9 protein-coding genes are annotated in these 13500 nt (G+C 60.0%); 6 read left to right on the top strand and 3 right to left on the bottom strand.

From position 1 onward, the window contains the following. Nucleotides 1-63 precede the first annotated feature (63 nt). The gene (locus JN524_RS08065; protein WP_007949927.1) at nt 64-1167 is read right to left on the bottom strand and encodes a GlxA family transcriptional regulator; all 1104 of its coding nucleotides are present in this window, start codon (nt 1165-1167) and stop codon (nt 64-66) included. A 609-nt stretch (nt 1168-1776) separates the two neighbouring features. Beyond that, on the bottom strand, nt 1777-3153 hold the full coding sequence (locus JN524_RS08070) for an L-serine ammonia-lyase (RefSeq protein ID WP_202369037.1): 1377 nt from the start codon (nt 3151-3153) through the stop codon (nt 1777-1779). A 436-nt stretch (nt 3154-3589) separates the two neighbouring features. Between JN524_RS08070 and JN524_RS08075 the strand changes: the two genes are divergently transcribed. The 3 genes from JN524_RS08075 (at nt 3590) to choV (ending at nt 6624) form a co-directional block, all read left to right on the top strand. After that, nucleotides 3590-4537: a choline ABC transporter substrate-binding protein gene (locus JN524_RS08075; RefSeq protein ID WP_027610641.1), complete on the top strand. Its 948-nt coding sequence runs from the start codon at nt 3590-3592 to the stop codon at nt 4535-4537. A 66-nt stretch (nt 4538-4603) separates the two neighbouring features. Continuing rightward, nucleotides 4604-5449 (top strand): choline ABC transporter permease subunit, encoded by an 846-nt coding sequence (choW, locus tag JN524_RS08080; RefSeq protein WP_007962645.1) that lies wholly within the window; start codon nt 4604-4606, stop codon nt 5447-5449. After that, nucleotides 5446-6624 (top strand): choline ABC transporter ATP-binding protein, encoded by a 1179-nt coding sequence (gene choV / locus JN524_RS08085; protein ID WP_007962646.1) that lies wholly within the window; start codon nt 5446-5448, stop codon nt 6622-6624. The genes choW and choV overlap by 4 nt, the downstream gene beginning before the upstream one ends. A gap of 177 nt (nt 6625-6801) precedes the next feature. Here the strand turns inward: choV and betT are convergent, their stop codons facing one another. Beyond that, on the bottom strand, nt 6802-8799 hold the full coding sequence (betT, locus tag JN524_RS08090) for a choline BCCT transporter BetT (protein ID WP_202369038.1): 1998 nt from the start codon (nt 8797-8799) through the stop codon (nt 6802-6804). A 428-nt stretch (nt 8800-9227) separates the two neighbouring features. Here betT and betI point away from each other — a divergent pair, with 428 nt between their 5' ends. The 3 genes from betI (at nt 9228) to betA (ending at nt 13297) form a co-directional block, all read left to right on the top strand. Continuing rightward, the gene (gene betI, locus JN524_RS08095; protein ID WP_041063389.1) at nt 9228-9848 is read left to right on the top strand and encodes a transcriptional regulator BetI; all 621 of its coding nucleotides are present in this window, start codon (nt 9228-9230) and stop codon (nt 9846-9848) included. A gap of 62 nt (nt 9849-9910) precedes the next feature. Beyond that, entirely contained in the window at nt 9911-11383 is a 1473-nt protein-coding gene (gene betB / locus JN524_RS08100; protein WP_003228997.1) for a betaine-aldehyde dehydrogenase, read from the top strand. 210 nt (nt 11384-11593) lie between these two features. Next, nucleotides 11594-13297: a choline dehydrogenase gene (gene betA / locus JN524_RS08105; RefSeq protein WP_115985990.1), complete on the top strand. Its 1704-nt coding sequence runs from the start codon at nt 11594-11596 to the stop codon at nt 13295-13297. The last annotated feature ends 203 nt before the right edge of the window (nt 13298-13500 follow it).

Here is a 13500-nt window from a genome sequence, read left to right on the forward strand (position 1 = left end):
GGCAACTCCTACAGTTGAAATGCGATCACCTGTAGGAGCTGCCGCAGACTGCGATCTTTTGCTTTACAACCTTACGCTGGCAAACGTCGACTCATTACGCGCCTGACTCAACGCCGACATCGGTCCCGACAGCGGCGACATCACGATCGCCTGCGGCAGCGGCAGCATCGCCACTTGCTGGGTGGTGTTGGAGCCTACGCGTTCGTCACGCGGCGGAATGCCGAAGTATTCGCGATAGCACTTGGAGAAGTGCGGCGTCGACACGAAACCACACACCGACGCGACTTCGATGATCGACATCGGCGTTTGCTTGAGCAACTGCCGCGCGCGGATCAGGCGCAGCTTCAAGTAGTAGCGCGACGGCGAGCAGTGCAGGTATTTCTGGAACAGCCGCTCCAGCTGTCGACGCGACACGGCGACGTACACCGCCAGTTCGTCGAGGTCGATCGGCTCTTCCAGATTGGCTTCCATCAGCGCGACGATTTCCTGCAGCTTCGGCTGGTTGGTGCCGAGCATATGCTTGAGCGGCACACGCTGATGATCCTGCTCGTTGCGGATGCGTTCGTAGACGAACATTTCCGAGATCGCGGCGGACAGTTCGCGACCGTGATCGCGGCTGATCAGGTGCAGCATCATGTCCAATGGCGCGGTGCCGCCGGAGCTGGTGAAACGGTTACGGTCGAGGGTGAACAGACGGGTGCTCATCGCCACACGCGGGAAAGCTTCCTGCATCGCCGCCAGACATTCCCAGTGCACGCTGCAATCGAAACCGTCGAGCAGACCGGCGCAAGCCAAAGCCCAGCTGCCGGTGCACACGGCGCCCAGACGCTTGGACTGACGCGCCTGGCTCTGCAGCCACGAGACGTGTTCACGGGTCACGGTGCGTTGAATGCCGATCCCGCCGCAGACGATCACGGTGTCCAGGGGCGGGGCTTTGTGCATGGAGGCATCGGGGGTGATTTGCAGACCGTCACTGGCCCACACCTGGCCGCCATCGACGGTCAGGGTGCTCCAGCGATACAGCTCACGACCGGACAATTGGTTGGCCATGCGCAGGGGCTCGACTGCGGAGGCCAGAGAAATCAGCGTGAAATTGTCCAGCAGCAGAAAGCCAATGGATTGAGGCGCACGGTTCTGGGGTTGGGCCCCGGAGTTGAACGACGTCATCGCGGTATCTCCTCACACAAAGCGGGTGATGGCCTCAGGCGGAGGCTCTTGTTATTGCCGGCGTTCTCGCGTGGGAGACGGGCTTTGTTATGACAGAGCAATTGCCATGCCTAAAATTGAATGGCTGTTCAATAACTCCTGAAAACGACGTCGCGACGTGTCTATTCAAGACGTCGGACACACGGTGTTTCGAAGTGCCATCAGCGGCGCCGAGAGCCCTGCCCCGCTGCCTGTGAGCAGATCGGTAGCACTTGTGGGAACGGGCTTGCGCGCAGTTGTTTCAGAGTGTCACCGCAAGCACGGGTGACGGATGGCAGGGGGTGCGAATGGCGCACTGCGAGTGGGAAAAGCTCTTATCTGATTACGACGCGCTAAAAGGTGGCGTGATTTGATCAGCGTGTGCACTTGGTGAGCAGTTTTGACTGGTCTGGTGCTCCAACCTTTCCAAATCAAACATAAATCCTGTGGCGAGGGGATTTATCCCCGATCGGCTGCGCAGCAGCCGTAAAACCATTCACCGCGGTGTGTCAGGCAACACTCGATTGCAGGATTTGGGGCCGCTTCGCAGCCCATCGGGGATAAATCCCCTCGCCACAGGACATCTCGGTCTCAGCACTCAACCGCGCTAACGGCCAGACCACCCCGCGAGGTCTCTTTGTATTTGTCATGCATATCCGCGCCGGTATCACGCATGGTGCGGATCACCCGGTCCAGCGAGATGAAGTGCTGACCATCGCCACGCAGGGCCATCTGCGCCGCGTTGATCGCCTTCACAGCGGCAATTGCGTTGCGCTCGATGCACGGCACCTGTACCAGGCCGCCGACCGGATCGCAGGTCAGGCCAAGGTTGTGTTCCAGGCCGATTTCCGCCGCGTTGCACAGTTGCTCCGGAGTGGCACCGAGGATCTCCGCCAGCCCCGCCGCCGCCATCGCGCAGGCCGAGCCGACCTCGCCCTGGCAGCCGACTTCGGCACCGGAGATCGAGGCGTTCTTCTTGCACAGAATCCCCACCGCCGCCGCGCCCAGGAAGTAGTCGACCACGTTGGCGTCGGTGACCGCTTCGCTGAACTTCATAAAGTAGTGCAACACTGCCGGAATGATCCCCGCCGCGCCATTGGTCGGCGCCGTGACCATGCGCCCACCCGCCGCGTTTTCTTCATTGACCGCGAGGGCAAACAGGTTGACCCACTCCATGGCACTGAGGGTCGAGCCGATCACGTTGGGCTTGTTCAACTCCTGCAGGCTGCGATGCAACTTGGCTGCCCGCCGACGCACATTGAGACCGCCGGGAAGGATGCCTTCGTGCTTGAGGCCCTGCTCGACGCAATCCTGCATCGCCCGCCACAGCTTCATCAACCCGGCACGGATTTCTTCTTCGCTGCGCCAGACATTTTCGTTGGCCATCATCAGTTCGGCGACGCGCAGGTTGTTCTTTTGGCACAGCTGCAGCAGTTCTACTGCGCTGGAAAAGTCATAAGGCAATTCGGTGCGATCCAGATCGACCACACCGCTGGATGCCTGCGCCTGATCCACCACAAAACCGCCACCGACCGAATAGTAGGTGTCGCGATGAATCTCGCCGTGATCGCCTTCGGCAACCAGAGTCATGGCGTTGGGATGGAACGGCAGGTTCTCGTCGATCAGGCGCATGTCGCGAGCCCATATAAACGGCACCGACAGACGACCATCCAATAACAGTGTGTGAGTTTCGCGCAGCGCCTGGATTCGCGGGCCGATCTGCGACGGGTCGATTGCGTCCGGCCACTCGCCCATCAAGCCCATGATCACTGCATTGTCGCTGCCGTGGCCGATACCGGTGGCCGACAGCGAGCCGAACAGTTGCACTTCTATACGCCGCACCTGTTCGAGCAGGTGCCGGTCGCGCAGCGCTTCGACAAACAGGGCGGCGGCGCGCATCGGGCCGACGGTGTGGGAACTGGAAGGGCCGATGCCGATTTTGAACAGGTCGAAAACGCTGATAGCCATTGCTGCAGAGCTCCTGAGGATGCCGTTCCCGGGCGTTAAGCGCCCGCTGGCGGAGCTGCTACGCTCAAGCTGCGATCCGCCGGAATGCCCGCATCATCAGGCTTTTGTCAGGTCGCTCGGCGTCTGACACCGACGCACTCATGCCCACCAACGCCGTGCCGGTTTCCTCCCGTGTTTTCGCCGTTTTTATGCGGTTCAGATGGCCAAACGGGGCGGAAAAAAGCTGTAAACGACGTCACTGACACTGGATGCGACCATCCCTGTACTGGATACGACCCACCCTGTAGGCGTCAGATTTTCACTGGTACATGATCGTTATGACTCGATTGCAAGGCGCCGTGGTAGAGCTGTCTCCAGAACGCCATCCAACCGCAACCTATAAGTGCGGTGGTCCACAGTCGGAACACTGCCAAAAAAAACACCAAGGAGTCCATCCATGAAAGGTTCCCCGTCGTTGTTGTTGGCCGCCATGCTGAGTCTGCCGTTACTGGCGCAAGCTGCAGAACCGGCGCAGTGCAGTACCGTAAACTTCTCCGATGTCGGCTGGACCGACATCACCGCCACCACCGCCACCACGTCGGTGGTACTCGACGCCCTCGGCTACAAGACCAAGACCACCATGATCTCCGTGCCCGTGACCTACAAGTCGCTGGCCGACGGCAAGAACATGGATGTGTTCCTCGGTAACTGGATGCCGACCATGGAAAACGACATCAAGGCCTACCGCGATGCCGGCACCGTCGAAGTGGTGCGCACCAACCTCAAGGGTGCCAAGTACACCCTCGCCGTACCGCAAGCCCTGTACGACAAGGGCCTGCATGACTTCGCCGACATCGCCAAATTCAAGAAAGAGCTCGATGGCAAGATTTACGGCATCGAGCCTGGCAACGACGGCAACCGCCTGATCCAGAGCATGATCGACAAGGACGCTTTCGGTTTGAAAACCGCCGGCTTCAAGGTCGTCGAATCGTCCGAAGCGGGCATGCTCTCGCAGGTCGACCGCGCGCAGAAACGCGACACCGCCGTGGTCTTCCTCGGCTGGGCGCCGCACCCGATGAACAAGCGCTTCAAGATTCAATACCTGACCGGCGGCGATGACTTCTTCGGCCCCGATTTCGGTGCTGCCACTGTGGCGACCAACACCCGCAAGGGCTACACCACCGAATGCAGCAACGTCGGTCAGTTGCTGAAGAACCTGGAGTTCACCGTCGACATGGAAAGTACCCTGATGGGCAACATCCTCGACGACAAGATGAAGCCTGAAGCGGCCGCCAAGGCCTGGCTGAAAAAGAACCCTCAGGTGCTCGATACCTGGCTCGCTGGCGTGACCACCATTGACGGTAAACCAGGCCTGGAGGCCGTGAAAGCCAAGCTCGCACAGTAATTGCCTTACGCCGGGCGAGTTCGCTCGCCCGGGCTGTTTATTCCTTGCATGCGGACGTTCACTACCATGCTGATTGATCAGAAAATCCCTTTAGGCCAGTACATCGCGGGCTTCGTTGAATGGTTGACGCAACACGGCGCCAGCACCTTCGACGCAATCGCCGTGACACTGGAAACGATGATCCACGGCGTGACGTTTGCGCTGACCTGGTTCAATCCCTTTGTCTTGATCGGCCTCATCGCCCTGCTCGCGCATTTCATCCAGCGCAAATGGGGGCTGACTGTTTTTGTGATTGCCTCGTTCCTGCTGATCCTCAACCTGGGGTACTGGCAGGAAACCATGGAAACCCTCGCCCAGGTCATGTTCGCGACCCTGGTCTGCGTGGTCATCGGCGTACCGCTGGGCATCGTCGCTGCGCACAAGCCGATGTTCTACACTTTAATGCGTCCGGTACTCGATCTGATGCAGACCGTACCGACCTTCGTTTACCTCATTCCTACCCTGACCCTCTTCGGGCTGGGTGTGGTGCCGGGCCTGATCTCCACGGTGGTGTTCGCCATCGCTGCGCCGATCCGCCTGACCTACCTGGGCATCCGCGATGTCCCGCAAGAACTGATGGACGCCGGCAAGGCCTTCGGCTGCTCGCGTCGCCAATTGCTCTCACGGATCGAACTGCCTCACGCCATGCCGAGCATCGCTGCCGGCATCACCCAGTGCATCATGCTGTCGCTGTCGATGGTGGTGATCGCGGCACTGGTGGGCGCCGACGGACTCGGCAAACCGGTGGTCAACGCACTGAACACTGCTGATATCGCCCTGGGCTTCGAAGCGGGCCTGGCGATCGTACTGCTGGCGATCATGCTCGACCGTATCTGCAAACAACCCGACGCCAAAGTAGGGGGTGACGCATGAGCATAATTCGCTTCGATAACGTTGACGTGATCTTCACCAAGGATCCGCGCGAAGCACTGAAACTTCTCGATCAAGGTTTGACCCGCAGCGAGATCCTGAAAAAGACCGGGCAGATCGTCGGCGTGGAAAAGGCCAGCCTGGACATCAACAAGGGCGAGATCTGCGTACTGATGGGCCTGTCCGGCTCCGGCAAGTCGAGCCTGCTGCGCTGCATCAACGGCCTCAACACCGTGAGTCGCGGCAAGCTGTTCGTCGAGCACGAAGGCAAGCAGATCGATATTGCTTCCTGCACCCCGGCCGAACTGAAAATGATGCGCACCAAACGCATCGCCATGGTGTTCCAGAAGTTCGCCCTGATGCCGTGGCTGACGGTGCGCGAGAACATCAGTTTCGGTCTGGAAATGCAGGGCCGACCGGAAAAGGAACGGCGCAAGCTGGTCGACGACAAGCTTGAACTGGTCGGCCTGACCCAATGGCGCAACAAGAAGCCCGATGAACTCTCCGGCGGCATGCAGCAGCGTGTCGGCCTGGCCCGGGCACTGGCGATGGACGCCGACATTCTGCTGATGGACGAACCGTTCTCGGCACTCGACCCGCTGATCCGTCAGGGCCTGCAGGATGAACTGCTGGAACTGCAACGCAAGCTGAGCAAGACCATCGTGTTTGTCAGTCACGACCTCGACGAGGCACTCAAACTGGGTAGCCGCATCGCGATCATGAAGGACGGCCGGATCATCCAGTACAGCGTGCCGGAAGAGATCGTGCTGAACCCGGCGGACGACTATGTGCGCACCTTCGTGGCCCACACCAACCCGCTCAACGTCCTGTGTGGCCGCAGCCTGATGCGCACGCTGGACAACTGCAAACGCATCAACGGTTCGGTGTGCCTCGACCCGGGTGGCGATTCGTGGCTGGACCTGGCCGAAGGCAACACCATCAAGGGTGCGCGGCAGAACGGTTCGGTACTGAACCTGCAGAACTGGGCACCGGGGCAAGCAGTGGAAGCCCTTGAGCGCAAGCCGACACTGGTGGACTCGAACATCGGCATGCGCGACGCGCTGCAGATTCGCTACCAGACCGGCAACAAACTGGTGCTGCACGACAACAACCATGTGGTGGGGATTCTTGGCGACAGCGAGCTGTATCACGCGTTGCTGGGCAAGAACCTGGGGTAAGAACCGCAGACACAAAAACGCCGCGAGAGGATCGCGGCGTTTTTGTTTGAAGATCAAAAGATCGCAGCCTTCGGCAGCTCCTACAGGGGAATGCAATCCATGTAGGAGCTGCCGAAGGCTGCGATCTTTCAAAGGAACAACGCGGTGCTTCAGACTGAAACACCGCGCACTTGCTGTTTAGCTATAGACCCGGCCAAGGAGCTGCCGATGGCTTTCAAACTGATCGAGCACATCGCGTGTGATCTGATCCTGCGTGAAGCCCATCAGGTCGTAGTCCTGGCTGCCGTTGTGCAAATACACCTCGGCGCGGTAGTAACGCTGGCGCGCTTCATCGGACTGGGCCGATTCGGTCGGGGTTGCCAGATAACCATCCAGGCTCACTTCGTAGACGAAAGGGTTGCCCTCTTCCATCTCGACGCGCACGCCCATGCAGCGCTTGGACTTGCCCAACAGCGTCTGCACTTCCAGACCCTGTGCACGCATTTGTGCGGCAGCGTCTTCCAGCGCCGGGGTCACGTGTTTGTCCATGAAGCGCTGCACCACCGATTGGCTCGGTTGCAGGTCCAGTTGCGTCAGACGCTCGCTGAACCCACGACGACCGCGCTCAGCCAGTTGCGCCTGCTCCTGTTCGATCTGCACGTCCTGGCGCATGGCCTTGTGCAGCCCAAACATGAAGAACACCAGCACCACCGAGAACGGCAGACCGGCCAGCACCACCATGGTTTGCATGGCTTCGAAGTTACCGGCAAACAACAGACCGATGGTCACCAGGGTGATCACCACCGACCAGAAGATCCGCAGCCAGTGCGGCGCATCTTCATCAACGTTGCCGCCCTTGCAGGACAGATTCGCCATCATCACCGCGCCCGAGTCGGCCGGGGTCAGGAACAACACGAAACCAACAAAGATCGACACACCGATGACGACTTTCGACGCCGGGTAGTGTTCCAGCAACTGGTAGATCGCCATCGACGGTTGTTCCAGCGCCGTCTTGCCGAGTTCGACCGCCCCTTGGTTCATCACCAGATCCAGTGCCGAGTTACCGAAGATCGACAGCCACGCCAGGGTGAAACCCAACGGGATCAGCAGTACGCCAGCGACCAGCTCACGCACGGTACGACCACGGGAAATACGCGCGATGAACATGCCTACGAATGGTGCCCAGGAAATCCACCAGGCCCAGTAGAACAGGGTCCACAGCCCCAGCCAGCGGTCGGACTTGGCGCTGTCGCCTTCATAGACGTACAGGTCGAAAGTCTTCAGCACCACGCCGTTGAGGTAGTCGCCGATGTTCTGCACGAAGCCGTTGAGCAGGTGCAGGGTCGGGCCGAACAACAGGACGAAAATCAGCAGACCGCTGAACAGCACGATGTTCAGGTTGGACAGACGACGGATGCCGTTTTCCACGCCGGACACGGCAGCGATGGTCGCCACGGTGCTCATCACGATGATCACGATCAAAAGGTTAGTGTTGCTGTGCTCCATGCCGAACAGGTTTTCCAGACCCGAGGACACCTGCAGCGAGCCGATCCCCAGATTGGTCACCAGCCCCAGCAGGGTCACGAACATGCCGAAGCCGTCCACCGCGTGACCGGCCGCGCCTTTGACCCAACGCTCGCCGACCAGCGGATACAGCGCCGAACGCAGGGCCAATGGCTGGTTATGACGGTAAGCGAAATACGCCACGGCCAGACCGACCAGCGCATAGATCGCCCAGCCGTGCAGGCCCCAGTGCAGGAAAGTCAGTTGCACCGCCTGACGCGCAGCCATGTTGGTGGCCGCTGCGCCTTCCGGCGGATTGAAGTAATGGTCCAGCGGCTCGGACGCGCCGAAGTACAGCAGCGAAATACCGATACCCGACGAGAACAGCATCCCCGCCCAGGCGCCGTAACTGAAATCCGGAGTGTCGTCCTTGCTGCCCAGTTTGAGTTTGCCGTAGGAGGAAAACGCCAGGCCCACCACAAACACCAGGTAGGCGGCGATCACCACCATGTAGTACCAGCCGAAGCTGCGCGACAACCAGGCCTGAGCGATACCCAACAATCTGCCGGCCTCTTGCGGGGCGATGATCAGAATGGCGGTCAACAACAGAATCAACGCGGTAGAGGTGTAAAACACCCAACCGTTGACCGTCACCTTCTCGGGCGGGGTCTTTATAAGAGAGGCAGAACTCATGGCACAAATGCTCCAGGCAGTGCGAGAGAAGAACACAAGGCAACACGGAACCCGACCAATCGGTTAGTTGGCAGCCGACCGGCGGGTGATATAAAGACACCCCGAAAAAAGCCCGAACCTGGCGAAATGGCGTTGCGAATCGCTTTCGTGGCCAAAGCTGTGCGGACGTTCATCCGAAACCTGGCCCCGAGCGTCTTGCCCATTCAACACGTCCATCGAACAGCGAACCGCGCCATGCCCCACGCAGGTTTCAAGCATTTTCGGATGTCGTTTTATCGCCATTTACAAGCAGAAAAAATCTGTAGGCAGCGACGATTTGTCGCAGATCTTATTCTTTGTTGATTGAACGTTCAATCAAAACAAAATAGACTGGCCCTCAATCCGATAGGCGTTTATCGCCCGTCGGAAGGCCTAAGGAGATGTGCAAGATGCCCAAGGTCGGTATGCAACCCATCCGCCGCCAACAACTGATCGAAGCCACGTTGCAGGCGGTCGATCAGGTCGGTATGGGGGACGCCAGCATTGCGCTGATCGCCCGTTTGGCCGGTGTCTCGAATGGCATCATCAGTCACTATTTTCAGGACAAGAACGGCCTGATTGCCGCCACGATGCGGTATCTGATGAATGTCCTCAGCGAGAACGTCACCGCGCGCCGTCAGGCGCTGGCAGACAGCAGCCCACGGGCGCATCTGCAGGTGATCATCGAAGGCAACTTCGACGCCAGCCAGGTCAATGGCCCGGCAATGAAAACCTGGCTGGCCTTCTGGGCCACCAGCATGCACCAGCCGTCTTTGCACAGGTTGCAGCGGATCAACGATCACCGTCTGTATTCCAACCTGTGCTGCGAGTTCCGCCGTGTGTTGCCGCTCGAAGATGCGCGCAGCGCCGCGCGTGGACTGGCAGCGTTGATCGACGGCTTGTGGTTGCGCGGCGCGCTGTCGGGAGACGCTTTCGACACGGCGCAGGCGCAACAGATCGCTTACGAATACATGGATTTCCAATTGGCCAAGCAGGTGAGCCAGAGCACACAGAAAACGCTCGGTACCTGAACCGCCACCGCAGTTTCAGCGCGGTGGTCGACGCCAACCACTAATGCACTTGCGAGGACACTATGGCCCGTTTCGAACTGCAAAAACTCTACATCGATGGCGCGTACTCCGACGCTGGCAGCGATGCCACTTTCGAAGCCATCAACCCGGCGAACGGTGAAGTCCTCGCCCAAGTGCAACGTGCGACCAAGGAAGACGTCGAGCGTGCTGTGGTCAGCGCTGAAAAGGGCCAGAAAATCTGGGCCGCGATGACCGCCATGGAGCGTTCGCGCATCCTGCGTCGCGCCGTCGACATCCTGCGCGAGCGCAACGATGAACTGGCCGCTCTGGAAACCCTGGACACCGGCAAGGCTTACTCCGAAACCAAATACGTCGACATCGTCACCGGCGCCGACGTGCTGGAATACTACGCAGGCCTGGTGCCGGCGATCGAAGGCGAGCAGATTCCGCTGCGCGACACTTCCTTCGTCTACACCCGTCGCGAGCCACTGGGCGTGGTCGCCGGTATCGGCGCGTGGAACTACCCGATCCAGATCGCTTTGTGGAAATCCGCACCAGCCCTGGCCGCTGGTAACGCGATGATCTTCAAGCCAAGCGAAGTCACCTCGCTGACCACTCTGAAACTGGCCGAGATCTACACCGAAGCCGGCCTGCCAAACGGCGTGTTCAACGTGCTGACCGGCAGCGGCCGTGAAGTCGGCACCTGGCTGACCGAGCACCCGCGCATCGAGAAAGTCTCCTTCACCGGCGGCACCGACACCGGCAAGAAAGTCATGGCCAGCGCTTCGGCTTCGTCGCTGAAAGACGTGACCATGGAACTGGGCGGCAAGTCGCCGCTGATCATCTGCGACGACGCCGACCTGGATCGTGCCGCTGACACCGCGATGATGGCCAACTTCTACAGCTCCGGTCAGGTTTGCACCAACGGTACTCGCGTATTCGTACCGAGCCACCTGAAAGCCGCTTTCGAAGCCAAGATCGTCGAGCGCGTAGCGCGCATCCGCATCGGCAACCCGGAAGACGAAAACACCAACTTCGGTCCACTGGTCAGCTTCGCCCACATGGAAAGCGTGCTGGGTTACATCGCCAAGGGTAAAGAAGAAGGTGCCCGCGTGCTGTGCGGCGGCGAGCGTCTGACCGATGGCGAATTCGCCAAAGGTGCATTCGTCGCTCCGACCGTGTTCACCGATTGCACCGACGAGATGACCATCGTCCGTGAAGAAATCTTTGGCCCGGTGATGGCGATCCTCTCCTACGAGACCGAAGAAGAAGTGATCCGCCGCGCCAACGACACCGACTTCGGCCTGGCCGCCGGTATCGTCACCAAAGACCTGAACCGCGCGCACCGCGTGATTCATCAACTGGAAGCCGGTATCTGCTGGATCAACGCCTGGGGCGAGTCCGACGCGAAGATGCCGGTTGGCGGTTACAAGCAGTCGGGCGTGGGTCGTGAAAACGGCATCAGCTCGCTGACCAACTACACACGCATCAAATCGGTACAGGTCGAGCTGGGCGATTACGTCTCGGTGTTCTGATTGTGGCGAGGGGATTTATCCCCGATGGGCTGCGAAGCAGCCCCCCTCCAGACACTGCTGTTCTCCAGATAGATCTCAATCGCTGATTTCAGGACTGCTGCGCAGCCGGTCGGGGATAAATCCCCTCACCACAGGGGATTTTCTCCTCAGCACAGGTTTTGCAGTGTTCCGGCGATCTTGACCTGACCAAATCTAAAGAGGGTGCATTCAATGTCCCAAGAATTCGATTACATCATCATCGGTGCCGGCTCGGCCGGTAACACCCTGGCGACCCGTCTGACTGAAGACGAAGGCGTCACCGTGCTGCTGCTCGAAGCAGGCGGCCCGGACTACCGTTTTGACTTCCGCACGCAAATGCCGGCTGCACTGGCATTCCCGCTGCAAGGTCGTCGTTACAACTGGGCGTACGAAACCGATCCGGAGCCACACATGGACGGTCGTCGGATGGAGTGCGGTCGCGGCAAAGGCCTCGGCGGCTCCTCGCTGATCAACGGCATGTGCTACATCCGTGGCAACGCGATGGACTACGACGGCTGGGCGAAACTGCCAGGTCTGGAAGACTGGTCGTACCTCGACTGCCTGCCGTACTTCCGTAAAGCGGAAACCCGCGACATCGGCCCGAACGACTACCACGGTGGCGACGGCCCGGTCAGCGTGACCACGCCAAAGGCGGGCAACAACCCGCTGTTCCACGCCATGGTTGAAGCCGGCGTGCAGGCCGGTTACCCGCGCACCGAAGACTTGAACGGCTACCAGCAGGAAGGCTTCGGCCCGATGGATCGCACCGTGACGCCGAACGGCCGTCGCGCATCCACCGCCCGTGGCTACCTCGACGTCGCCAAAAAGCGCTCGACCCTGACCATCGTCACCCACGCCCTGACCGACAAGATCCTGTTCGAAGGCAAGCGTGCGGTCGGCGTGCGTTACCTGGTCGGTTCGGCAGAAGAGCGTGTTGAAGCCAAAGCGCGCAAAGAAGTCCTGCTGTGCTCCGGCGCCATCGCTTCGCCGCAGATTCTGCAGCGCTCCGGTGTCGGCCCGGCAAAACTGCTGGAAAGCCTCGACATCCCGGTGGTCCACGACCTGCCGGGCGTCGGTGAAAACCTGCAGGATCACCTTGAGCTGTACCTGCAATACGCTTGCACCCAACCGGTCTCGCTGTACCCGTCGCTGCTCTGGTACAACCAGCCAGCCATCGGTGCCGAGTGGCTGTTCAACGGCACCGGCATCGGCGCCAGCAACCAGTTCGAAGCCGGCGGTTTCATCCGTTCGCGTCCGGAATTCGAGTGGCCGAACATCCAGTACCACTTCCTGCCGGTAGCGATTAACTACAACGGCAGCAACGGTGTGAAAGAGCACGGCTTCCAGGCGCACATGGGTTCCATGCGTTCGCCGAGCCGTGGCCGCATCCAGTTGAAGTCCAAGGATCCGCGTCAACACCCGAGCATCCTGTTCAACTACATGGCCACCGAGCAGGACTGGCAGGAGTTCCGTGACGGCATCCGCCTGACCCGCGAAATCATGCAACAGCCTGCGCTGGACGCTTTCCGTGGCCGCGAAATCAGCCCGGGCATCGAAGTGCAAACCGATGAGCAGTTGGACAAATTCATCCGCGAGCACGCCGAAACCGCGTTCCACCCGTCCTGCTCGTGCAAGATGGGCACCGACGAGATGGCCGTAGTGGATGGCGAAGGTCGCGTGCACGGCATGCAGAGCCTGCGTGTGGTCGATGCTTCGATCATGCCGATCATCACCACCGGTAACCTGAACGCGCCGACGATCATGATCGCCGAGAAAATCGCCGACAAGATCCGTGGCCGCAAGCCACTGCCGCGTAGCAATGCTGCCTACTACGTGGCTGGCGGTGCGCCGGTGAAGGGCAAGCCGATGCGTGATATCACGCCTGTTGCCCAGTAAGACTTGATACCGCGTCACGGCTAATCGCTGGCAAGCCAGCTCCCACAGGGTTTCGCGTCGTTCACAGATATTGTGGTCACCGAGAAACCTGTGGGAGTCTGGCTTGCCAGCGATGAGGCCCTGCAAATCAGCATCCATCTCCCTGCTGCACAGTAAATCCTCCTACACCCCCTCTTCACTTGATCCTACCCCCACGCAGGCCT

Source organism: Pseudomonas sp. MWU318 (genome assembly GCF_016756945.1).
In the GTDB taxonomy this organism is placed as follows: Bacteria; Pseudomonadota; Gammaproteobacteria; order Pseudomonadales; family Pseudomonadaceae; genus Aquipseudomonas; species Aquipseudomonas putida_A.